This window comes from Streptomyces sp. NPDC096046 (assembly GCF_040303285.1).
GTDB lineage: Bacteria > Actinomycetota > Actinomycetes > Streptomycetales > Streptomycetaceae > Streptomyces.
The window spans coordinates 65,355-87,503 of record NZ_JBEOSZ010000001.1 but is presented as its reverse complement, the minus strand read 5'-3'; the positions used below and the strand labels follow the sequence as shown (position 1 = coordinate 87,503).

Sequence of the window (22,149 nt, the reverse complement as noted above, 5' to 3'; positions counted from 1 at the left end):
ATCATGTGGTTTGAGATCAAACGATATGGCGACGAGGGTGCTGCCGTGCCTCCGGCGCAGCCGCCGGGCCTGCGCTGGAGGCGCTCGCACGGTCAGCCGTCGACGGCGGTCCCGGCCCGGCGCGTCACCCGTGCGGCCACGACGCCCAGTGCCATGACCACCGGGACCGAGGCCGCGAGCCACACGGCCGTGCCGCGCTCACCTCCGATGAGCGTGGTGAAGTTGTCCAGGATCAGCCAGATCGCGCCCACGAGGCCGAGGGCGCCCAGGACCGGGGCGATCAGCGTGTTCCAGAGGCGGGTGTCCAGGCGCTCACGGCGGAAGAAGACGACCACGGACACCGAGGTCAGCAGGTACAGGAGCATCATCGCCAGGACGGCGACGCCGCTGAACCAGGAGAAGAGGGTCAGTACGGGGTCCTTGCCGGCCAGGGCGAAGGGGGCGACGAGGGTCACGGCGACGACCGTCTGCGCACAGCCGGCGGTCCAGGGTGCGTGGCGGCGGTTGAGCGTGCAGAGCCGACGGGGCAGCAGCCGGTCGCGGCCGAGCGAGAACAGGTAGCGGTTGGCGGAGTTGTGGAAGGCGAGGACGCCGGCGAAGAGGGAGGTGGCGAGCAGGACCGGCAGTACGTCGTTGACCCAGCCGCCGAACTCCGCCGCGATCGGCGCGAAGACGAAGCCGGTCGAGTCCCCGCTCTCCAGCGCCTTGCCCGCGGCCCCGGCGGCCTCGCCGGCGCCGTACGAGGACACCAGCATCCAGGACGTCAGGGCGAAGAAGCCCGTGACGACGGCGACCGCCAGGTACGTGGCCCGCGGGACGGTCCTGCGCGGCTCGCGCGCCTCCTCGCCGTAGATCGCGGTGGCCTCGAACCCGAACATGGACGCCACGGCGAACATCACGGCCACGCCCGGAGCGCCCTGCAGGGCGGCGCTCGACGAGAAGCTGTCGGCCAGGCCGAGCCCTTCGGGCCCGCCTCCCTTGAACAGCGTGACCAGGCCGAAGGCCAGCAGGATGCTGAACTCCGCCAGGACGAAGATTGCGAGCACCTTGGCGCCCATCTCGACGCCGGCCGCGCCGAGCGCCTGCACGATCACCATCGTGGCCAGCGCCCAGGCCCACCACGGCAGGTCGAGCCCCGTGTGGGCGGCGACCAGACCGCTCACGATGGACCCGTACAGCCCGTACATGGCGGCCTGGATGGTGCAGTACGCGAAGAGCGCGACACCCGCGCTGCCGACACTGGTGGTCCGGCCCAGCCCTTTGCCGATGTACATGTAGAAGGCGCCGGCGTCCACGACATGGCGGCCCATGGCGACGAAACCGACCGAGAACAGCAGGATCACCGCGCCCGCCACCGCGTAGGCGGCGGGCGCGCCGGGCCCGTTGCCCAGCGCGACGGCGATCGGGACCGCTCCGGCGACGCCGGTGAGCGGCGCCTGGGCGGAGAGGACGAAGAAGAGGATGCCCAGCACGCCGAGCGCGTTGGGCTTGAGCTTGCCTGCGGTGGATGTGTCCCGCGCGGTCTGCTCTCTGGAGACCGTCTGACTGTCCACTCGGATCACCTGCCAGGGGAGGGGGAGGGTCGTTTCAGGCCAAACGAGTTGCCTCATCGTGGAGTGGAACTATCCGTTTGGCAAGGGGGTGCGTGGAGAGATTCCGGTCCGGCCGCGGATTACTCACGCGCCGGTGATCGAGGGGGTGCTCGGGCCGGGCGAGGGTGTGCTCAGGGCAGGTGCCGAGCGGGGGAGGGCGGCCCGGCCGTCCGCGGGCACGGCTCGGTCGCCGTCAGCCGTCGGAGGACGTGCCGTCGTCGTCAGCCGTCGTCGTCAGCCGTCGGCGTCAGCCGTCGGAGGAAGCGCCGTCAGTCGTCAGCCGTCGGAGGGCGTGCCGTCGCCGTCCGCGGAGTCGTCGGCCCGCCGCTCCGCGAGCAGGCACAGCACCGAGCGCAGCTCGTCCAGCGCGTCCTCGATGACCTCGCGCTCACCGAACACGAGCTGGTGGAGTACGAGCCCCTCCAGGGTGGCGAACACCATCCGGGAGAGCCCCTGGTCCACCGGCCCGGGCAGCATCTGGGACAGCTCGCGCCGGGTGGCGTCGAAGTACTCGTCGTACAGCGCACGCAGATGCGGCAGCAGCTCCGGCCTGCGCCGGGACTCCAGGAGCAGCTCGTACTGGAACGCCTGGGCGTCCGGGCCGGACTCCACCATCTGGGTCAGCCCGGTCGAGAAGTCGGCGGCCTCGCCCGTGCCGGGCTCCAGCGCGCTGCTGCTCAGGGAGGAGCGGATGGCGTGGGTGAGGGCTTCCTCGATCAGGGCGTCGCGGGAGCCGAAATGGTGCACGACGAGCCCGTGGGTGACGCCGGCCTCCTCCGCGACCGCCCGGTAGGTGAGCTTGCGCAGACCACCACGCGCCACCACCCGCACGGCGGCGCTCAGCAGGGCCTCGCGGCCGGTCCCGTAGTTCACGCGCTTGCGCGGGCGGCGCCGGGCAGCGGGCTCAGCGGGCTCGGTCATGCACGCGACCCTACCCGCGCCGCCCGTCTCAGCGGCGCGGGGGCCGGATGCCACGGAACTCCCAGTCGCCGCCGAGCGCGGTGGACAGGACCTCCTCCGACTCGGTGGGCTGCGCGCCCACGTCGGTGCGGATGGCGGTCGGGCCGGTGACGATGTGGTTGGTGAGGCGGCCGAGACCCTCGACCTCCACCTCGACCACGTCGCCGGGCTGGACCGGGCGCGAGTTGGCGGGGGTGCCGGACAGGAGCACGTCACCGGGGTGGAGGGTGATGGTGCGGGCGATGTCGGCGACGAGGTAGTGCATGTCCCACGTCATCTCGTCGGTCGAACCGTCCTGCACGACCTCGCCGTTGACGTACGTGTGCAGCCGCTTGCCGTGGAAGTCCCAGTCGGTGACCAGGCCGGGGCCGAGCGGACAGAGGGTGTCGGAGCCCTTCACGCGGAGCATGGAACCGGCGTCGGTGTCGCGGAAGTCGTGCAGGCCGTAGTCGTTGGCGACGGTGTAGCCGGCGATGTACTCGCCCGCCTCGGCCGGGGAGATGTTGCGTGCCGTCCGGCCGATGACGATGGCGACCTCGCCCTCGTAGTTGAGCCACTTGCAGCCGTCGGGGCGGACGACCGCGCCCCGATGGGAGTTCAGCGCCGAGGTCGGCTTGTGGAAGTAGGTCGGGGTGCCGGGGAGTTCGATACCGAACTCGTCGACTCGGCTGCGGTGGTTGAGATGGACGGCGATGACCTTGGAGGGGACGACCGGCGGCAGGTGCCGAGCCTCGTCGGTCTTGACGCGGCGGCCGTCCCCGGCGACGAGTTCGTCTCCTTCGACGGTGACCTGAAGGGCGGCCCCGTCGAGGAGGATGCGGCGGTACTCAGGCACGGGTGGGCTCCTGTGCGGGGATGAGGGGGGCGGTCCAGCCCTTGGCCGGGCGGTCGAACCAGAGGTGGACCTGGCCGGTGCCGATGGAGTTCTCGTATGCGCCGTACTGGCGTGCCGGGGCGGTGCAGGCTCGCTCACCGAGGGCGCCGGCCATCATCAGGTAGTGGGAGAACTTCGCCTCGGGCTTGTACTTCGAGAACTCCGGCATGGTGTCGAGGACCCGGTCGTGGCGGCCCTGCTTGAACCACGCGATGCGCTCGTAGTCGGCTTCGCGGGCTTCGGGGGTGAAGATGTGGGACGGGTCGCTGGCCTCGTGGTCGCGCAGTTCGCGCAGCGGCCAGAAGGTGTGCGAGAGGGCCCCGGAGGCGATGAGGAGGACGCGTCGGCCGGGGGTGGCCGCGATGCCGTCCGCGAGGGCGCGGCCCAGGCGCAGATGGTCCTCCATGTCGCCGGTCTGGCACACGCCGATGGTCACCCACCGCTTGTCGGGCAGGCCCTCGCCGAGGAACTTCCAGAGGTTGATGGTGGCGTAGTAGATGGGCAGGTAGTCGTCGTCGATCGCGGTGATCCAGGTGCCGTGCCGGTCGGCGAACTTCTCGATGTTGTGGGCGAGTTCGGAGTCGCCGGGGAAGTCGTACGGCATCCGGCACATGCCGCGCGGCAGCTCCTCGGAGGTGAACAGGCCCGCCCGCCTCTGCTGGGCCGTGACGACGAACTCGACGGTGGTGGCCCAGTGCGAGTCCAGGACCACCACGGTGTCGTAGTCGCCGGACTCGAAGACGTCCCTGCGGAGCTGCCGGAGACCGGTGACGAGAGTGATCTCCCTGCCCTCGTTCAGTTCCAGCCGGTCGGCCTCCGGGAGCACGATGGTGGGGACGTGGGCGAGCAGGCCCGCCCCGACGATGTCACCCATGGTCCAGCCATCCCTTCGGAGCGGTCACGGTGTTCTTGAGGTCGCAGTAGAAGTCGAAGCTCCAGGTGCCGCCCTCGCGGCCGACGCCGGACTGGCGGGAGCCGCCGAAGGGTGCCTGGAGGTCGCGGACGAAGAAGCAGTTGACCCAGACCGTGCCCGCGACGAGCCGCGCGCTGACGCGTGCGGCGCGGGCGTGGTCGCCGGTGGCGAGGGTGGCGGCGAGTCCGAAGCGGGTGTCGTTGGCCAGCCGGACGGCTTCCTCCTCGTCGGTGAAGGTCTGGAGGGTCAGGACCGGCCCGAAGACCTCCTCCTGGACGATCTCGGCATCCTGGGCGACGTCGGTGAGCAGGGTCGGCTCGTAGAAGAGCCCGTCCTTGCGGTGCCCGCCGATGACCGCGCGCGCACCGGCCGCGAGCGCCCGTTGCACGAAGCCGTCGATCTTCTCCAGTTGGCGGGGGTGGATGTTGGGGCCGAGGTCGGTGGCCTCGTCGCGCGGGTCGCCCTGCCTGAGCGTCCGGGCCTTGTCGACGAAGCGGCGGGTGAACTCCTCGGCGACCGTCTCCTCGACGAGGATGCGGGTCGCGGCCAGACAGACCTGCCCGGCGTTGTCGTACTGCTCCACCGCGAGGTCCACGGCGAGGTCCAGGTCCGCATCGGAGAACACCAACAGCGGTGACTTGCCTCCGAGTTCGAGGCTGAGCGGGGTGAGATTGGCGGCGGCCGACGCCGCGATCCGCCGGGCCGTGGGTACCGAGCCGGTGAAGCTGATCCGGCGTACGTCCGGATGCGAGGTGAGGGCGTCGCCGACTTCGGCGCCGTACCCCTGGACGACGTTGAGCACACCGGCCGGGAGCCCCGCCTCGGCCGCGATGTCCGCCAGTAGTGAGGCGGTCAGCGGGGACCATTCGGCGGGCTTGAGGATCACCGTGTTCCCGGCGGCCAGCGCGGGTGCCACCTTCCAGGTGGCCAGCATCAGCGGGGCGTTCCACGGGGTGATCAGGACGCAGGGACCCGCCGGGTCCCAGCTGACGTGATTCGTGTGCCCGCGCGTGTCGAAGTCCTCGTGCTCCAGTGCCGACAACCAGCCGGCGAAGAAGCGGAAGTTGTGCGCCACGCGCGGCATCACGCCCCGGCGGTGCGAGCGGAGCAGGGCGCCGTTGTCGTGTGTCTCGACGATCGCGAGCTCTTCGAGGCGCTGCTCGACGCCGTCGGCGATGGCGTGCAGGATGCGAGCGCGCTCGGCGCGCGGGGTGGCCGCCCATGCGGGAAAGGCGTCGCGGGCGGCGGCCACGGCGGCCTCTGCCTCCGGCGCGCCACCGCGGGCGATCTCTCCGAGGACGCGTCCGTCGATCGGTGAGACGTCGGCGAACGTCTCGGCGGAGGCGACGCGTTCGCCGCCGATCCAGTGCCGGGTGTCGACGGTGACTCCGGCGACGGTGATCTTGTCAGTCATGAGAAGGGCTCCTTGGGTACGAGGGGGCAGGGGCACGCCCCACAGGGGCGCGGGGCTGTACGAACGTGCGGCTTCGCCGCGATGGGGGCGCGACCAGCCGCGGACAACCCGCAGACGACCACCGGCTTACGAGGCAGACGCTCCCGACGTCCCGGACTCCAGCAACCGCCCGCCGTCCCACACCACGCCGACTTGGCGGTAGTACGCGGCGATGGGTTCCCGGATCTCCAGCCGGGCCAGCTCCTCGGTAGGCGCCTCGAACAGCTCCAGCTCGGCATCACCGACCCACGCCTGCCCGCCCTCGAAGGACGCCGCACCGGACTCGACCAGCTCGTCCAGTGCCAGTCCCTTGCCGTTCTCGATCGACGGCAGCCAGCGGTGGTGGGCCATCGGGTGCCCGTTCACGAAGCCGTTCGTCTCGGACGGCTCCCGCAGGGTGACCACGGCCTGGGCCAGTCGGCGGTCCGCGGCGGCGAGAGTCGCGCCGAAACGCGCCCCCGCCGCTGTCCGCGGAGCGGGCCCGTACGGATGCGGGCGCGTCTGGTGGATCGAGCCGAGCTTCTTCGGGTAGCCCTGGTGCAGTCCGCGGGCGATCGCGAAGTCCTTGTCGACCCAGATGTGGACACAGCGTGAGTACGTGCGGCCCCGGTACTGGCAGCGGACGACTGCGAACGCCTCCTTGTACTGGGAGAGCACCGGGTCGAGCAGTTCCTCACCCGAGGCCGAGCAGGACTGCCAGTCGGCCCAGATCAGCGCGACCGCGCCGGGGTCCTCGTCGGCCGGTTCCAGGGGTTCGGGCAGCAGTTCACGCACCCGCGCCGGATCGGTCCGGTACTCGATCGTCAGCAGATCGCCGGAGTAGCGCCACGGTGGCGAGGGGATCAGCGACGAGGTGCCACTCGCCGTCTTGGGGTGGAAGAAACCACGGACACTGGTCATGACGTTCCTTGGGCTCGGGCCGTGAGAGCGGGCTGTTGCAGCAACTGAGCGCGGTAGCGGGCGGCGGCCATGGCGGCGGCCTGGCCGCCGAGCGCGACGACACCGACAAGCCGGTCGTCGCGGTGGTATCCGACGAGGAGGTCACCCTCCGGATCACCCTCCGGGTCGCCGTCCAGGACCCGCACGTCATCGGCACCGAGCACGGGCGCGCCGAAGGACTGCAGCCGGAAGTCGTGCTGGTCGCTCCAGAAGGTGGGCAGTGGCGCGAAGGGGGCGAGGCCGCCGTCCGTGCCGTGCAGGTGGGAGGCCAGGCTCCGGGCCGCGTGCCTGGCGGTGTCGGTGGGGATGGACCAGTGCTCCACGCGTCGGGGTACGCCGTCGTAGCGGGCGTTGGGGAAGCGGGCGACGTCGCCGACCGCGACGACGTGCGGCAGTCCGCCGACGCGCAGCTGTTCGTCCGTCAGCACCCCGTCGGACAGATCGAGGCCGTTGCCCTCCAGCCACTCGGTGTTGGCGACCGATCCCACGCATTCCACGACCACGTCGGCCGGAAGGACCGTCCCGTCGCCGAGGACGACGCCGGTGACCCTCCCCCGGCCACCGTCGGTGCCCTCGAAACCGGCGACCGGCGCACCGAGCGCGAACCGCACCCCGCGCTTCCCGTGCCGCTTGAGCAGCGCGCGGGCCAGCAGCTCACCGAGGGGTTCCAGCATGGGCAGGGGCAGCGGGTCGACGACGGTCACCTCGGTGACGCCGAGCCCGACCGCGCTGGCCGCGACCTCGCACCCGATGAAGCCCGCCCCGACCACGACCACCCGCGCACCCGGCCGGGTCAGCGCGTCCCGCAGGGCCTGGGCGTCGGCGAGGGTACGGACCGTGTGGCGGCCGGCGGTCGGGCCCGGGCAGCGCAGCCGCCTCGGCCGCATGCCGGTGGCGACGACCAGACCGTCGTAGGAGAGCGTCTCGCCGTCGTCCAGTTCGATGATCCGCTCGGACAGGCGGGCGGCGACGGCCTTCGTGCCGAGCCGCCACTCCACATCGGCCGTCGACGCCTTCGGGGTGAAGGCCAGCGACTCGAACGGTGCCTTCCCGGCCAGTACCTCCTTGGACAGGGGCGGGCGGTTGTACGGCATGTGCGGCTCGGCCCCGACGACTGTGACGGCACCCGCCCAGCCGGCGGCACGCAGTTGCTCGGCGGCGCGCAGTCCGCCCATCGAGGCGCCTGTGACGACGACACGTCCGGCGCCCATGTCAGTCCTCGATCCGGATGGCCTGCAGTGGGCAGACGTCAGCGGCTTCCTCGACCTCGTCGCGCAGCGCGTCGTCCGGGTCGGGGACGTACGCCAGGTGTCCGTCGTCGTCCATCCGGAAGACGTCGGGGGCGGCGAAGACGCACTGGCCGTGGTCCTGGCACTTGGTCATGTCGACGACGACCTTCATGGCCGGTCCTCCTGAAGGTGAAGGGGCCCGACCGCTGTCGGACCGGGCCCCGGCCAAAGGGGAGCGGAGTACCGAACCCCTTACTCGTTTGGCTTCAAACAAGATAGGAAGCCGCCACCCCCTGGTCAATACCTATCCAGGTGGATAAATTCTTGCCCCCGCCCTCTTGCGGCAGGGGTCACCCGTCCATACCGTTTGGCATCAAATGAAGCGCCTGGGTGCCCGGTCACCGCCGGGCCCGGCCCGCCTTTCCGCCGCCCACCCGCCTTCGACCCCGGATCCCGGGTTTCGCGCCCCGGACCCCCGGCCCGCCCAAGGCGCCCCACGTCCGCCCGAGGAGACAACGGTGAGCGATCAAGACATCTCGGAAGTCCGCCGGCAGGTCCGCCGGCACATGGACCGGCTCGCCGCCGACGGCATCGACGTCGTCCGGGTGGTCTATCCCGACCTCATCGGCACCGAGCGGGCGCGCGACGTACTGCTCGACGAGCTGCCCCGGGCCAGTGAACACGGGCTCGCCTTCTGCCGTGCCGTCTACCACACCAGCCCCCAGGGCGATGTCGTACCGGTCGGCGGCGGCCTGGACGCGGGGCTGCCCGACATCTCCGTACGACCCGATCTCGACACCCTGGTGACGCTGCCGTGGGAGCCCGGCGTCGCCGCCTGTCTGGGGGACGTCGTCGACCCGGCGACCGGTGCGCCCGCCCCCGAATCGCCGCGCGACCTGCTGCGCGCGGTTCTCGCCCGGTGCTCCGACCACGGACTGCGCCCCGTCGTCGGTCCCGAGCTGGAGTACTACCTCTGCGACCCCGAACCCGGCCCCGTCGGCGGCTGGCGCCGCTACGCGCGGGACTCGGGCGTCGTCTACACAGCCGGCCTGCGCGCCGACCCCGACAACCACCTGCTGCGTGTGCTGCGCCAGGTGCGGGACCTGAACCTCGGCGTGATCAGCGGCAACCACGAGTTCGACGGCGGGCAGTTCGAGATCAACCTCACGCACTCGGAGGCGATGTCGGCCGCCGACCGCGCCTTCCGCTTCAAAGCGGCGATCAAGGAACTGGCCCGCAAGGAGGGCAGGCTCGCCACCTTCATGGCCAAGCCCTTCAACGACGCGGGCGGCTCCGGCTTCCACCTCCACCTGTCCTGCGGGGGCGCAGAGGGAGCAGAGGGCACCGAGGGGCGCAACACCTTCGACGACCCCGCGGGCGCCTACGGCCTGTCCGCCACCGCCCGCCACGCGGTGGCCGGCGTCCTGGCCCACGCGCCGGCCCTCGCCGCACTGCTCAACCCCACCGTCAACTCGTACAAGCGCTTCGGACCCGACACCCTCGCGCCCTGGCTGATCGACTGGGGCCTGGACAACCGCAGCGCCATGGTCCGTATCCCGCCCGAGCGCGGCTCCGGCACCCGCCTGGAACTGCGCCTGGGTGACGCCGGCGCCAACCCCTATCTGGCGATCGCCGCGACCGTCGCCGCCGCGCTGCTGGGCGTCCTGGCCGGCGACGAGCCCCCCGCCCCCCTGGAGGGATACGGCTACGACGCCACGAAGTCCGCCCGCCTTCCCACCACCCTGAGTGCCGCCCTCGACGCGCTGGAGGCGGACACCGCCCTGGCCGAGGTGCTCGGCAAGGACTTCACCACGTCCTTCCTCTCCTACAAGCGGAACGAGGTCGAGCGCTTCCAACGGCACGTCACCGACTGGGAGTTCACCGAGTACGCCTACCACCTGTGACGTGCTGACGCAGAGGAGCCACCGATGACCGAGACCCTTCCCACCGCCACTACCGCCGCCGCCGTGAACGAACCGCTGCCCTTGGCCGACGTCGACCTCACCGACCTGGACCACTTCACCGACGGCATCACCCCCTGGCGGATGTTCCACACCCTGCGCCACGAGGACCCCGTCCACTGGCAGCCGGAGGAGGCGCCCAACTCCGGCTTCTGGGCCGTGACCCGGCACGCGGACATCGCCCGGGTCGACCGCGACGCCGAGACCTTCACCTCCACCAGGTTCGTCAATCTCGAAGAGGTCGACGACGACCAGATCAAGAAACGCGCCTCCATCCTGGAGCTGGACGGGGTACGCCACCGCGCGCTGCGCAGCCTCATCCAGCGACGGTTCGGGGCGAGCGTCATCAACAGCTACACCGACTTCCTGCGCGGACTGACGGCGACGACCCTGGACACCGCGCTCGCCAAGGGCAGCTTCGACTTCGTGGCCGACGTCTCCGCGGACTTCCCCATCAACGTGCTCGCCCGCCTCCTCGACGTGCCGCCGGAGGACAACCAGCAGCTCATCGACTGGGGCAACCGCATCATCGGCAACACCGACCCCGACTACGCGGACGTGCTGCTGCACAGCGAGGAGAGCGAGCAGTACCGCGACCTGCCCTTTCGTTCCCCCGCCTCGCTGGAGGTGTTCGAGTACGGGCGGGAGTTGGCGAGGCAGCGGCGCGGCGGAGACGGCACGGACCTGGTCTCCACACTCGTCAACACCACCCCGCGTGATGGCGTACCGCTGTCCGCGCAGGACTTCGACAACTACTTCCTGCTCCTGGTCGTGGCCGGCAACGAGACCACGCGGCACACCATCACCCACTCCATGCTGGCCCTGCTCCAGCACCCCGAGCAGCTCGCCAGGCTCCAGGAGGACCCCTCCCTGATCCCCACCGCGGTCGAGGAGTTCCTGCGCTGGGCCTCGCCGGTCTACCACTTCCGCCGTACCGCGACCCGCGAGGTCGAACTCGGTGGCAAGCGGATCAGGGAAGGTGACAAGGTCGTCATGTGGTTCGCCTCCGGCAACCGTGACGAGGAGGTCTTCGGCAACCCCTACGACTTCGACGTCACCCGGCAGGACAACGACCACGTCACCTTCGGCAAGGGCAGCCCGCATCTGTGCCTGGGCAACCTGCTCGCCCGCACCGAGATCCGCATCATGTTCGAGGAACTGATCCCCCGCCTCGCGGGCATCCGCCTCACCGGCGACGTCCCCCGAGTCCGCTCCAACTTCGTGAACGGGATCAAGAAGCTCCCCGTGGAGGTCACACTCGCCTGAGCTTGTTCTTCGACCTCTGTCCCTGCTCCGGCGCTCACGTCCACCGCGACCTGGCTGATCATCGCTGCCCACACCCGGATCCGCCTTCTGCACGAGGCCGCTGCCGACGTGCGGCGGCCGTAGGAGAAGCCCGCCCCCGGCCGGCTCACCCCGGCCCGGGTCCGCCGAGGGTTTCGGAACCTCCGCCCGCACCTGCACTGTCCGGCGCGTGCACCGAAACCAACAACTCCTGGTCCTGGAAGGCCACTTGGCGCGAAGAACTGGCGTCCTGCCACCCGCCAGGAAGTGGACAAGACCGTGAAACGGCCCGAGAGGATCATCGAACGAAACCGGCTCAGACCATCAGGAACAAAGTGAGAGGCAAGCGTGCACCCAGACATGTGTCAGGACCGGTGAACGCCGCTCGTCACTAGGCTCGCGCTCGATTTCGGCTGCAGAGAAGTTGCGCCAAGACCCGCAACGAAACCGACCTGCGCCCTTGCTGCGAAGGTGACGATGATGACATCCAAGGTGCTCCGCCAGGCCGCCGCGACAGCCACCGCTGCCGCGGCCCTCCTCATGCTCGGAACCGTCGAGGCCCAAGCCGCCACGACGGCCAGTTCCAACGGCTGCCCGGACGGCGCCTTCTGCATCTATCCGCAGAACGCGGGCTTCAACAACAACGTCCCGTCGCACGTGTACTGGTCCCAGGGTGTGCACCGGCTCTACGACCAGTACGGCACCCACATGATCTACAACAACCAGACCGGTGGGTGGAAGGTCGACATCTGCGCGAACTCCAACGGTACCGACTGCTGGACGATCAATCAGGGTTACGCCAACGAGGTCGACCTGACACCGGTCAACTCAGTGGTGCTCCACCCGTAACGCGTTGCCCGGTGCGGCACGACCCCGCTCTGCCGCGGCCCACTGCTTGTCGTCGATGACGTACGGGAACAAGCGCTCCGGAGGTTCGGGGAGTTCCGGAGTGCCCCCAGAAGGAGAAACCCTCCTTTCCCATGCAGTCCCGCGTGAGAATCTTCTCCGCCTGAGCCAGAACTTCTCGTTCCGCCGGTGCGAGGTGCCGTGGCGACTGCTGCCGTTGGGCTGCGCCGATGCGCAGCAGCGACAGATCTCCGGGCGGGTCATCGTGGGAGCCATCGGCGCTGAGGCGTCAATGGCGCACACCCGAGCAGTGCTCGATTCACTGAGAGATCGCCACCCGCACATGATCCTGCATCTGGTGAACCTCAGTTTCGGCGATCACATGGCGGCGCTGGCACAACAGGACGTCGATGTGGTCTTTCTTCGTCCTCCGGTGACGGAGGACATAGAACTGCACCACCACGGGCCCCTACGCCGCGCGCTCCCACGCCGCGTGCCCCCACGCCACGGGCCCCTGCGCCGCGCGCTCCCACGCCACGGGCCGCCACGCCACGGGCCCCTGCGCCGCGCGCTCCCACGCCGCGCGCTCCCACGCCACGGGCCCCTGCGCCACGGGCCCCTGCGCCGCGCGCTCCCACGCCGCGCGCTCCCACGCCGCGCGCTCCCACGCCGCGTGCCCCCACGCCGCGCGGGGCTCCGGCGGCTCACCGTTCCACGAAGAACGCGAGGTGGTCCGGGCCCGGGCGCAGCAGGCCGTCGCGGACGGCGAGGGCCGTGGCCTCGGCGCGGGAGGCGGCGCCGGTCTTGCGGAGGACGTGCTCGATGTGGCTGTGCACGGTCCGCGGGGAGAGGAACAGCGCCTGCGCGATGGCCTGGTTGGTCTGTCCGGTCGCCGCCCGGGTGAGCACCTCCAGCTCCCGGGGGCTCAGTCCATACGGCAGTTCGGTGGGCGTCTCGTGCGTCAGCACCGCGTCCGGCGTGATCCCCGGGCCCGGCCGGTGCCGGTGGAGGGTGACGCGGTACCAGGCTCCCCCGACCGGCCACAGCAGCCGCAACCGGCGGCCGCCCGTGCCGGCGAAGGCGCGGAGCAGGCCCTGGAACTCCGCGTCGCCCAGCACCCGGGCGCGGTCACGACCGGGCAGGTCGATCACTGAGCCGGCGGTCACGAGGCTCGCCGCGCCCCGCTCCGGCAGGGCATGCAGCTCACCGGCGCGCGCCACGGGGTCGGCGAAGGCCGCGAGGGCCGGGATGACGGAGGCGAGCAGGTGGCGGGCCTCGGTGTCGTAGGCGCCGGCGCTCTCCGTGTTCAGATGGATCAGGCCGACGAGGCGGTCGCGGTGCCGCAGCGCTCCCGTGACGCCGTCGCGGAAGCCCGCCGGGCGGACCCGCTCGGCGTAGAACCAGCCGTTGCGGAAACGGGGCCCGAACTCCTCCGGGTCCTCGGTGTCCGCGGAGATGGACGGCGGCAGCTCCCGCCGTACGACGTTGCGGTACCACGGCGTCGTGACGAACTCGGCGGCCAGGGCCTGGGAGGTCTCGGTGGTGTAGCCGATACCCGCCACCTGGACGTGGGTGCCGGTCAGTGGGTCCAGGGCGAGCAGCGTCGCCGCGTCCAAGGGCAGGGCGCGGGCGAGCTCACGCAGCGCCTCGGCGCAGGCGGAGGCGGTGTCGCGTTCACGGGTGAGCATGCCGATGCGGGTGGCGGCCGCGATCTGGTGGTGGCTGAGCATACGAGCCTCCGGGAGGGCTCGGGACGACGACTGGGTCGTTTGGGGCCCAACGATAAGGGCGGGGGCCGTACCGGGCAAGGCGTTCACCACTTTGTGACGGCGGCATCCGTGCCCTTCGCCGAGTCGGTATTTGTACGGATGGTGCAACGGGATGCCGCGGTCTTTCCTGTTCGGCACAGCCGGACGCCCGCCGTGAGCGGGCCCGTCCCCACGGAGAGCCCGCCATGACCACACGCCGGTCCGCCACCTTCCGCTCCGCCTCGCGCAGACAGTTCCTCGCCTGCTCCGGTGCCGCCGTCGCCGCCACCGCGCTCACCGCCGCCGGCTGCTCGGCGCCGCAGCGCGCGTCGACCTCCGCCAAGCCCTCGGGCCCGGCCTCGACGGGCGCCCGCCTGACGAAGATCGGCCTGGACTACCCGTTCACCCAGCTCCCGCTCTACACCACGCTGGTCAAGCTCTCCACGACCGCCGCGAAGAAGCACGGCATCTCGCTGCTCACCACGAACGACGGAGCCAGCGCCGACACCCAGGCCACCAACCTCAACACCTGGGTCGCCCGCGAGGTGCCCGCGATCGTGTCGTTCCCCATGGTCTTCGAGGCCGCCGAACCGATCGCCCGGCAGGCGCTGGACGCGGGGCTGATCTGGGTGACGTACGGAGGCTCGCTGGAGCACCAGAGCGCCGACATCCAGTTCAGCTTCCGCGAGGGCGGCACCCTGCTGGGCGAGGCGGCGGCCACGTGGGCGAAGGACGCGCTCGGCGGGAAGGGCAAGGTCGCCTTTCTCACCGACCACACCATCGAGCTGGGCCGCGAGCGCACCAAGGGCATGATCGACGCCTTCACCGAGCTCGCGCCCGGCGTGGACGTGGTCGCCCGGGAACAGGCCATCGACCCCGACACCGGGCTCGCGAAGTCCCACGCGATCCTCGCCAAGCACCCCGACCTCAATCTCATCCTCGGCGTCACCGACGCCGCCGCGTACGGCGGTTTCAAGGCGCTCCAGCAGGCGGGCCGGAAGAAGGACGACGCCCGGACCTTCGTCGGCGGGCAGGACGGCGCCGTGCCCTCCCTCCTCGCCATCAAGCAGGGCACCTTCTACCGGGCCTCGGCCGCTCTCGCGCCGCAGGACATCGCGAGCGCCGTCGTCGACGTGCCGCGCGCCGTCGCCGCGGGCAAGGCGAACCCCGGCGTCCAGGTGCCGATCGCCCTGGTCGGCCCGGGCGACACCGCGACGATCGACGACCTGCTCGCCCAGAACGCCTAGGGGCCCGCCATGACACCGGTGAACCTGCGCATACGCGGCCTGAGCAAGTCCTTCGGCGGGGTGCGCGCCCTGGACGGCGTGGACCTGACCGTGCCGATGGGCCAGGTGCACGCCCTGCTCGGCCACAACGGTGCCGGCAAGTCCACCCTCATCAAGTGCCTGGGCGGGGCGTTCCCGCCGGACGCGGGCACGATCGAGATCGGTGGGACGTCGTACACCCGGCTGAGCCCACGCGAGTCGATCGACGCGGGCGTGGCCGTCATCTTCCAGACGCTGAGCGTGGTCGACGCGCTCACGGTGACCGAGAACGTCTTCCTCGGCCAGGAGTGGACCCGGTTCGGCCGCATCGACCGGCGCGCCCAGGAGGAGGTCGCCGCCGGGCTGCTGAAGCGGGTCGCGGCTTCCTGTTCCCCGCGCGACCGGGTGGGTGATCTGTCCATGGGCCAGCGGCAGTTGGTGGAGATCGCCAAGGCGCTCAGCCGCAGCGCGTCCGTCCTGGTGCTGGACGAGCCGACCGCCGCCCTGTCGGCGGCCGAGAGCGACGCCCTCGCCGGGCGGGTCGAGGACCTGCGCACGCAGGGGCTGGCCATCGTGTACGTCACCCATCTGCTGTCGGAGGTCGAGCGGCTCGCGGACGCGGTGACCGTGCTGCGGGACGGGCGGGTCGCTCACCATGCGGCGGTGGCGGGACACACGCGGCGCGAGCTCGTCGAGGCGATCGCCGGCCGGCCCGCTCACCAGGCCCGGAAGCAGAAACGCGCGTCCGTACGCGCACCCGGCCCGCCCCGGTTCACCGTCGACGGTCTGGGTGGCCCCGGCTTCGGCCCGGTGAGCCTCACGGTCGGGGAAGGCGAACGCGTCGCTCTGTTCGGGCTCATGGGCTCCGGCCGTACGCGCATCCTGGAGACCCTGTACGGCGGGCGCCGCGCGGACGGCGGGACGATCCGCCTCGGTGAGCGGACCGTGGCACCGAGGCGTCCCGCCGAGGCGCTCGCCGCCGGGATCGCGCTCGTGCCGGCCGACCGGCGTCGCCAGGGCCTGTTCCCGGTGCTCGGCGCGCAGGACAACGCGCTGCTGCCCTCCATCCGTCCCCTCGCACGGTCCGGGATACGGGCACTGGGCGCCGAGCGCCGCGTCTTCGCCGCGCTGGCCGAGGCGGTGGGGCTGCGGCCTGCCGGGCCGCGGCTGCCCGCCGCCGCGTTCTCCGGAGGCAACCAGCAGAAACTCGTCCTCGGCCGATGGATCAACGAGGCCCGGCACGTCGACGTCCTGCTGCTGGACGAGCCGACGCAGGGCGTCGACGTCGGCGCCCGGGAGGAGATCTACCAGGTGGTGTCCTCGCTCGCCGCCGACCGGGGCACCGCCGTGCTGTTCGCCTCCAGCGACCCCGAGGAGGTCGTCGCCCTCGCGGACCGCTGCCTGATCATCGCCGCCGGTCGCGTGGTCGGCGAACTCTCCGGCACCGAACTCACCGAACAGGCCCTGCTGTCGGCCGTCCATGACGTCGACACCCGTACCGCGGGTCCGGATGCGCGAGCCGACGCCGACGGTGGCGCCACCAGGACCACCGGCACCACCACCGCGCCCGCCGAAGGAGCAGCATGACCACCGCCGACTCCGTCCTCACCCGCCCCCGCGTCCTCGCCACGGGCGGACTGACCGCGATACGGCGCCAGCCGCTGATCCCCGTACTCACCGCCATGGTGCTGGTGTTCCAGCTGTCCACGGGCAGCTTCCTCGACCCGGCGAACCTGCGCGGCATCGCCACCGACGCCGCCACCCTGGCCATCGTCGCCGTACCGCTGGCCCTGCTGGTCATCAGCGGGTACCTCGACCTGTCGGTCGGCTCCACGCTCGCTCTCGGCGGGCTGGTCGGGGGCTGGCTGGCCGGGCAGGGGCAGTCGCCCGTCGTCGCCGTCGTGGGCGCGCTGGCCGCCGGAGCGGCGGTGGGCGCGGTGAACGGCGTCCTGTGCTGTCACCTCGGCCTGTCGGCCTTCATCGTGACGCTCGGCATGCTGACCGCCGTACGGGGGTTGGCGCAGCAGTTCTTCCCGTTGCCACTGAGCGGGTTCGGCACCGGCTTCGCGTGGCTGGGCGGGGCGCGGATCGCGGGCGTCGCCGCACCGGTCGTCATCGCCGTGCTCGTCCTGGTGGCGGGCGCGCTGTTCCTCGCGCTCACCCCGGCCGGACGGCACGTCTTCGCCATCGGCGTCAACCGGGAGGCCGCCCACCTCTCGGGCGTCGACGTCCGCCGTACCCCCTTCCTGCTGTTCGTGGTGACCGGTGCCGCGGCAGCCCTGGCCGGGGCCATCAAGGCTTCGGTGCTGGACAGCGTGGTCGCCGGGACCTCGGGCGCGGGATTCGAACTGGCCGTGCTCACCGCCGTACTGGTGGGCGGCGTCGCGCTCACCGGCGGTTCCGGCTCGATCCTCGGTGTCCTGCTCGGCGTGCTGTTCCTGGGCTGCCTGCAGAACGGCCTGACACTGCTGGACGTGCCCACGTTCTGGCAGCAGATGGCCCAGGGCACCGCACTGGTGGCGGGCGCGGCACTGGCGTACTTCGCGCCCCGCGCGGCGCGCTGACCGCCCCCGATCCTTCCGTTCCCCTCCGTTGAAAGAGGTCCCCGTGAGCGGCACCGCTCCCACCCTCGTCCTGACCGGCGGCCAGGTCCTCACCGTCGACCGCGGCTTCACCGTCACCGAAGGCGTCGCCGTACGCGGCCGGGACATCGTCGCCACGGGCGGCGACGCCGAGATGCGCGCCCTGGCCGGACCCGGCACCCGGGTCGTCGAACTCGGCGGCCGGACCGTCCTGCCCGGGCTCAACGACTCCCATCTGCACGGGGCCGCCTACGGCATGACGAAGCCACCCTTCGCCATCGACGTCGGCCACCCCGCCGTGGGCTCGATCGCCGGCATCGCCGCCGCCGTGCGACGGGCGGTACAGGCGGCCCGCCCCGGTGAGTGGATCGTCGGCCTGGGCTGGGACCCCGGCTATCTTCAGGAGTGCCTGGCCGACCCGCGCCGTTTCCCGCACCGCCGCGACCTGGACGCGGTCGCTCCGCACCACCCGGTGTGCCTGACGGACTTCTCGTCGCACATGGTGTGGGCCAACAGCGAGGCCCTGCGCCGGTGCGGCGTCGACTCGGCCTGCACGCCCCCACCCGGCGGTGTCATCGACCGCGACTGTGACGGGGAGCCGACCGGCATCCTGCGCGAGGCGGCCCAGCGGCTCGTACAGGCCGCCCTGCCCACCCCGACGATCGCCCAGCGCCGCCGGGCCATCCAGTCAGTGGTCCGCGAACTCCACTCCCGCGGCATCACCAGCTACACCGAACCCGGCCTCGGCCCGGGCGGCACCGGAACCCTCTTCGGCGGCCTGAGTACCGACAACTGGACCGCGTACGCCGAACTCGCGGCGGCCGGCGAACTCCACGCCCGGGTCAGCGTCCTGCTGCTCCCGGCACCCATGGGCGGCTCCGCCGACGACGTACGCAGGGGCCTGGCCGAACTCCGCCGCCCCACGTCGGCGGACCCCCGGCTGCTGAACGTCGTCGGCGTCAAGATCTTCGCGGACGGGGTGCCGCCGAACCGCACGGCCTGGATGCGCGAGCCGTACCCGGAGGGCGGCCACGGCTCCTTGTGTGTGCACGGCGACACACCCGCGCTCCAGGTGGAGGAGCTGCGCGAGATGATCGGGCTCGCGCACGAGGCCGGTTTCCAGCTCGGCGTGCACGTCACCGGCGACCGGGCCATCGACACGGTGGTGGACGCCTTCGTCGCCGCGAACGCCGCGGCGCCCCGCCCCGACGCCCGCCACTACGTCATTCACGGCGACTTCATCACCCCCGGCAGCCTGACCGCGCTGGCCGAACAGGGCTACGGCGTCAACATGAACCCCGCCATCAAGTGGACCGTCTCCGACCTGATGGACGAGGTCGTCGGCCCGGAACGCTCGGCCTACCAGTGGCCGGTACGGTCCGCGGTCGAGGCGGGGGTCCGTGTGTGCGCGAGCTCGGACGCGCCGATCACCGAGCCCGACTGGCGGCAGGGCGTCGCCGCGATGATGCTGCGCGAGTCCAAGGCCAGCGGCCGGACGAGCGGCCCCGAGCAGCGCGTGACGCTCGCCGAGGCCCTGCGCGCCTACACCGCCACCCCGGCCTGGCAGGACTTCGCCGACGACTGGAAGGGCACGATCGAGCCGGGCAAGGTCGCGGATCTGTGCGTCCTGAACCGCTCCCTCCTGGATCTCGACCCGCACGAGATCACCGACGTCCAGGTGGACCTCACCGTCTTCGACGGCCGCGTGGTCCACGAGCACTGATGCCACGGCCGAGGGGCGTGAGCACCTGGCGAACCTGGCAGGACGGGGAGGACATCACGGGCACGCCGCTCGTGTACGGACCCTTCGAGGGTCGCGTCGGCACCGCGAAACAGCCGCTCCTCCCGCTGGGCCACACCGGTCGGCAGCCCCCCGGCATGGGCGGCGACAACCCGGCCCCAGCGACGGTCACATCCGATCGCCCCTCCCTGTGCGTCACCGGACGAGGGCCCCGTCACGACATGACTGCTCAACGGCAGGGTGTGAAGGCCGTATGACAACTGGCCACCCATTCCGGCGGGTGCCGGCGTAGAAGGACCTGCGGGTGCCCCTTTTTCTGGGGCAATGACAGCTTCGCGCCAACTCCAGTTCGCTTTTCAGGCTCTCTTGACCTGCAAAGGCTCAGTTAACCCCGCAAGCGACTTTGCCGAGATAACGTGTTTCTTGACGGATCTTTGACCGGCCATTGGTGCACGCGACGGGTATTGGGCTGCCTTGAGGGGGGCGCATGTTCCGAGGTGTGAGGTCCCGGGCTGTGGGTTCGCTCTCGCAGCCGTCCCGCTCGTCCTTCCGTTCTTCGAATCCACGGCGCCCTTGGCACCCGCGTACACAGCCCGTCACGTCAAGGCCAAAGCCGTTGCCCATGAAGGCAAGCACCTCGATCGCCTACGAGCCGACCACGCCCCGCCTCGCGCACCACGGCACGTCGAGGTGGACGTCCGCCCGCTCACCGGCCGCTTCGCAGGTGTTCCGCTGCTGAGCAGAGACAACCCCACACCCCTGCCCGGTAAGTCCGACGCGCACCCCACGGCGCGCCAGGAGGTCCTCACCATGCAACCCCTCATCGACAACGCCCGCTTATCCGGACAGTGCCCTGAGGAGTCCGCTCGCATCAAGGGCCAGCCCCTCCAGGTGCCGTTCATCACCTGTTCCGACTCCCGCGTCCTGCACCCTCTGATCACGGGCGCCCGGCCCGACGAGCTCTTCGAACCGCGGACCGCGGGCAACGCCGTCCCGCCGTTCGCCTCGGTCATCCCCACCCGCCGGCACTGCGAGGTCCCGAGCGGAAACGTGCGGGGACATCGCATCGAGCCCGTCACCTTCGAGTCGACGCAAGGCAGTTGGTGACCATGCTGTCCAAGTTTCCCTATCTGCGGCAGGACTTCCTCGCGTCCGTCGTCGTCTTCCTGGTCGCGGTGCCGCTGTGCGTCGGCGTGGCGGTCGCCTCCGGTGTCCCGGCCGAACTCGGCCTCGTCACCGGCATCGTCGGTGGCCTCGTCACCGGGTTCCTGCCCGGCAGCAGTCTGCAGGTCTCCGGACCCGCCGCCGGCCTGACCGTGATCGTCTTCGAGGCCGTCAGCGAGTTCGGCGTGGGCACGCTCGGCGTGATCGTGCTGTTCGCCGGTCTGTTCCAGCTCGCCATGGGCTTCTTGAAGATCGGCCGCTGGTTCCGGGCGATCTCGGTCTCCGTCGTCGAGGGCATGCTCTGCGGTATCGGCCTGGTGATCATCGCCGGTCAGGTCTACGCGGCGGCGGGCCTGAAGGCCCCCGAGTCCGGCATCGGCAAGATCGCGGGCCTGCCCGGGGCGTCCGCCGACGCACTCGGCGACACAAAGGCACTGACCTCCCTCGCGATCGGCGCGGGCACCATCGCCGTCATCGTGCTGTGGAAGAGGATGCCCAAGGTGGTGCGGACCGTGCCCGGCGCCCTCGCGGCAGTCCTGCTGGCCACGGTCGCCACCCTCACCCTCGACCTCCCGGTCGCCACGGTCCAGGTCGAAGGTCTGCTCGGCGTCGTCCAGCCGCCCGGGACCGAGGCCCTCGGCGAGCTGGCCGCCCCGGCCGTCTGGGGCACCATCATCGCGTTCGCGCTGATCGCCTCCGCGGAGAGCCTGTTCAGCGCGGCGGCCGTCGACCGGCTCCACGACGGTCCGCGCACCGAGTACAACAAGGAGATGATCGCCCAGGGCGCGGGCAACACCGTGTGCGGTCTGCTCGGCGCGCTGCCGATGACCGCGGTGATCGTGCGCAGCTCCGCCAACGTCGCCGCCGGTGCGAAGACCAAGGCGTCCCGCGTGCTGCACGGCGTGTGGCTGCTGCTGTTCGCCGCCGCGATCCCCTGGGCCCTGGCCCTGATCCCGATCCCCGCCCTGGCCGGCATCCTCATGCACGCCGGCTGCAAGCTGATCCCGTTCCGGCAGATCGCGGCGCTGTGGCGGGACCACAAGGGCGAGGCACTGATCCTCGTGATCACGGCCGTGTCGATCGTCGCGGTGAACATGTTCGAGGGCGTGCTCATCGGTCTGGCCCTGGCGATCGTCAAGACGGCCTGGGAGGCGTCGCACGTCAAGCTGGAGGTCATAGACAAGGGCGCCGGACCGATCCAGGTCTACGTGTCGGGCAACGCCACGTTCCTGCAACTGCCGAAGATGCTCGACAGCCTGGAGAACCTGCCGCAGGACCGCCCGGTCGAGCTGGACCTGTCGGGCCTGCACCACCTCGACCACGCCTGCCGTACGGCCCTGGAGTCCTGGGCGGAGCGGCACAGCGCGGTCGGCACGGAACCGGTGAAGTTCACCAGCCGGTGAAGGCCACGTCTGCCGAGAATGCCACGGCCTGCGCGGCGGCGGACACGAGGCACCGTGCAGCCGCCGGGCGGCGCACACCACCCGTGTACCGCCCGGCGGCCGGGGTGCCCTCGCCCACTGGATCCCGGCCCGTAGCAAGGCCGTCGGCGAGTCGGCCGGCCTCGGCCCTACCGGACCGAAGGCCGAACCGTGGCG

The 22,149-nt window shown here is 71.3% G+C and carries 17 protein-coding genes and 2 pseudogenes; 10 read left to right on the top strand and 9 right to left on the bottom strand.

Going from position 1 to position 22,149, the window contains the following annotated elements:
• Positions 1-92 precede the first annotated feature (92 nt).
• The 8 genes from ABTX62_RS00415 to ABTX62_RS00380 all read right to left on the bottom strand — a co-directional run bounded on the left by ABTX62_RS00415 (position 93) and on the right by ABTX62_RS00380 (position 8,132).
• Positions 93-1,553 (bottom strand): APC family permease, encoded by a 1,461-nt coding sequence (locus tag ABTX62_RS00415; protein ID WP_352114108.1) that lies wholly within the window; start codon positions 1,551-1,553, stop codon positions 93-95.
• 315 nt (positions 1,554-1,868) lie between these two features.
• Positions 1,869-2,513, bottom strand: coding sequence for a TetR/AcrR family transcriptional regulator (locus ABTX62_RS00410; RefSeq protein WP_352114107.1), 645 nt, complete (start codon positions 2,511-2,513; stop codon positions 1,869-1,871).
• Positions 2,514-2,541: 28 nt separating this feature from the next.
• Entirely contained in the window at positions 2,542-3,387 is an 846-nt protein-coding gene (locus ABTX62_RS00405) for a fumarylacetoacetate hydrolase family protein (protein WP_352114106.1), read from the bottom strand.
• A complete protein-coding gene (locus ABTX62_RS00400; protein WP_352114105.1) occupies positions 3,380-4,300 on the bottom strand; it encodes a 3,4-dihydroxyphenylacetate 2,3-dioxygenase in 921 nt (306 codons plus the stop codon). Before ABTX62_RS00400 ends, ABTX62_RS00405 begins: the two co-directional genes overlap by 8 nt.
• Positions 4,293-5,753, bottom strand: coding sequence for an aldehyde dehydrogenase (locus tag ABTX62_RS00395; RefSeq protein ID WP_352114104.1), 1,461 nt, complete (start codon positions 5,751-5,753; stop codon positions 4,293-4,295). The genes ABTX62_RS00400 and ABTX62_RS00395 overlap by 8 nt, the downstream gene beginning before the upstream one ends.
• 126 nt (positions 5,754-5,879) lie before the next feature.
• Positions 5,880-6,692, bottom strand: coding sequence for an acetoacetate decarboxylase family protein (locus ABTX62_RS00390; protein WP_352114103.1), 813 nt, complete (start codon positions 6,690-6,692; stop codon positions 5,880-5,882).
• Positions 6,689-7,942: an NAD(P)/FAD-dependent oxidoreductase gene (locus ABTX62_RS00385; RefSeq protein ID WP_352114102.1), complete on the bottom strand. Its 1,254-nt coding sequence runs from the start codon at positions 7,940-7,942 to the stop codon at positions 6,689-6,691. The genes ABTX62_RS00390 and ABTX62_RS00385 overlap by 4 nt, the downstream gene beginning before the upstream one ends.
• Position 7,943: 1 nt before the next feature.
• Positions 7,944-8,132 (bottom strand): ferredoxin, encoded by a 189-nt coding sequence (locus ABTX62_RS00380; RefSeq protein ID WP_283968246.1) that lies wholly within the window; start codon positions 8,130-8,132, stop codon positions 7,944-7,946.
• 394 nt (positions 8,133-8,526) lie between these two features.
• Here ABTX62_RS00380 and ABTX62_RS00375 point away from each other — a divergent pair, with 394 nt between their 5' ends.
• From ABTX62_RS00375 to ABTX62_RS00360, 4 genes and pseudogenes are all read left to right on the top strand, one after another.
• Entirely contained in the window at positions 8,527-9,864 is a 1,338-nt protein-coding gene (locus ABTX62_RS00375) for a glutamine synthetase family protein (protein ID WP_352114404.1), read from the top strand.
• A gap of 24 nt (positions 9,865-9,888) precedes the next feature.
• The gene (locus tag ABTX62_RS00370; protein WP_352114101.1) at positions 9,889-11,187 is read left to right on the top strand and encodes a cytochrome P450; all 1,299 of its coding nucleotides are present in this window, start codon (positions 9,889-9,891) and stop codon (positions 11,185-11,187) included.
• 48 nt (positions 11,188-11,235) lie between these two features.
• Positions 11,236-11,544, top strand: a pseudogene (locus ABTX62_RS00365) (NF041680 family putative transposase); the annotation flags it as partial.
• Between the two features lie 141 nt (positions 11,545-11,685).
• Positions 11,686-12,054: a hypothetical protein gene (locus ABTX62_RS00360; RefSeq protein ID WP_283968244.1), complete on the top strand. Its 369-nt coding sequence runs from the start codon at positions 11,686-11,688 to the stop codon at positions 12,052-12,054.
• Positions 12,055-12,755: 701 nt separating this feature from the next.
• On the opposite strand, the gene ABTX62_RS00355 is transcribed toward ABTX62_RS00360, so the two are convergent.
• The gene (locus tag ABTX62_RS00355; RefSeq protein ID WP_352114100.1) at positions 12,756-13,781 is read right to left on the bottom strand and encodes a helix-turn-helix transcriptional regulator; all 1,026 of its coding nucleotides are present in this window, start codon (positions 13,779-13,781) and stop codon (positions 12,756-12,758) included.
• Positions 13,782-14,005: 224 nt separating this feature from the next.
• Here ABTX62_RS00355 and ABTX62_RS00350 point away from each other — a divergent pair, with 224 nt between their 5' ends.
• The 6 genes and pseudogenes from ABTX62_RS00350 (at position 14,006) to ABTX62_RS00325 (ending at position 21,954) form a co-directional block, all read left to right on the top strand.
• Positions 14,006-15,046 carry a sugar ABC transporter substrate-binding protein gene (locus tag ABTX62_RS00350; RefSeq protein WP_352114099.1) on the top strand — a complete coding sequence of 347 codons (1,041 nt, stop codon included), beginning with the start codon at positions 14,006-14,008 and terminating at the stop codon, positions 15,044-15,046.
• Between the two features lie 9 nt (positions 15,047-15,055).
• Complete coding sequence (locus tag ABTX62_RS00345; RefSeq protein WP_352114098.1) at positions 15,056-16,651, top strand: sugar ABC transporter ATP-binding protein; 1,596 nt, start codon at positions 15,056-15,058, stop codon at positions 16,649-16,651.
• Positions 16,648-17,628: an ABC transporter permease gene (locus ABTX62_RS00340; protein WP_352114097.1), complete on the top strand. Its 981-nt coding sequence runs from the start codon at positions 16,648-16,650 to the stop codon at positions 17,626-17,628. The genes ABTX62_RS00345 and ABTX62_RS00340 overlap by 4 nt, the downstream gene beginning before the upstream one ends.
• A gap of 43 nt (positions 17,629-17,671) precedes the next feature.
• A complete protein-coding gene (locus ABTX62_RS00335; protein ID WP_352114096.1) occupies positions 17,672-19,369 on the top strand; it encodes an amidohydrolase in 1,698 nt (565 codons plus the stop codon).
• 828 nt (positions 19,370-20,197) lie between these two features.
• A pseudogene (locus ABTX62_RS00330) lies at positions 20,198-20,407 on the top strand (carbonic anhydrase); the annotation flags it as partial.
• An 89-nt stretch (positions 20,408-20,496) separates the two neighbouring features.
• Entirely contained in the window at positions 20,497-21,954 is a 1,458-nt protein-coding gene (locus tag ABTX62_RS00325) for a SulP family inorganic anion transporter (protein ID WP_352114095.1), read from the top strand.
• The last annotated feature ends 195 nt before the right edge of the window (positions 21,955-22,149 follow it).

Bases quoted from the DNA above. Each gene is read 5' to 3' on its own strand.
- ABTX62_RS00410 (WP_352114107.1), bottom strand. From the start codon at position 2,513: ATGACCGAGCCCGCTGAGCCCGCTGCCCGGCGCCGCCCGCGCAAGCGC.
- ABTX62_RS00400 (WP_352114105.1), bottom strand. From the start codon at position 4,300: ATGGGTGACATCGTCGGGGCGGGCCTGCTCGCCCACGTCCCCACCATC.
- ABTX62_RS00395 (WP_352114104.1), bottom strand. From the start codon at position 5,753: ATGACTGACAAGATCACCGTCGCCGGAGTCACCGTCGACACCCGGCAC.
- ABTX62_RS00390 (WP_352114103.1), bottom strand. From the start codon at position 6,692: ATGACCAGTGTCCGTGGTTTCTTCCACCCCAAGACGGCGAGTGGCACC.
- ABTX62_RS00385 (WP_352114102.1), bottom strand. From the start codon at position 7,942: ATGGGCGCCGGACGTGTCGTCGTCACAGGCGCCTCGATGGGCGGACTG.
- ABTX62_RS00380 (WP_283968246.1), bottom strand. From the start codon at position 8,132: ATGAAGGTCGTCGTCGACATGACCAAGTGCCAGGACCACGGCCAGTGC.
- ABTX62_RS00375 (WP_352114404.1), top strand. From the start codon at position 8,527: ATGGACCGGCTCGCCGCCGACGGCATCGACGTCGTCCGGGTGGTCTAT.
- ABTX62_RS00370 (WP_352114101.1), top strand. From the start codon at position 9,889: ATGACCGAGACCCTTCCCACCGCCACTACCGCCGCCGCCGTGAACGAA.
- ABTX62_RS00360 (WP_283968244.1), top strand. From the start codon at position 11,686: ATGACATCCAAGGTGCTCCGCCAGGCCGCCGCGACAGCCACCGCTGCC.
- ABTX62_RS00355 (WP_352114100.1), bottom strand. From the start codon at position 13,781: ATGCTCAGCCACCACCAGATCGCGGCCGCCACCCGCATCGGCATGCTC.
- ABTX62_RS00350 (WP_352114099.1), top strand. From the start codon at position 14,006: ATGACCACACGCCGGTCCGCCACCTTCCGCTCCGCCTCGCGCAGACAG.
- ABTX62_RS00345 (WP_352114098.1), top strand. From the start codon at position 15,056: ATGACACCGGTGAACCTGCGCATACGCGGCCTGAGCAAGTCCTTCGGC.
- ABTX62_RS00340 (WP_352114097.1), top strand. From the start codon at position 16,648: ATGACCACCGCCGACTCCGTCCTCACCCGCCCCCGCGTCCTCGCCACG.
- ABTX62_RS00325 (WP_352114095.1), top strand. From the start codon at position 20,497: ATGCTGTCCAAGTTTCCCTATCTGCGGCAGGACTTCCTCGCGTCCGTC.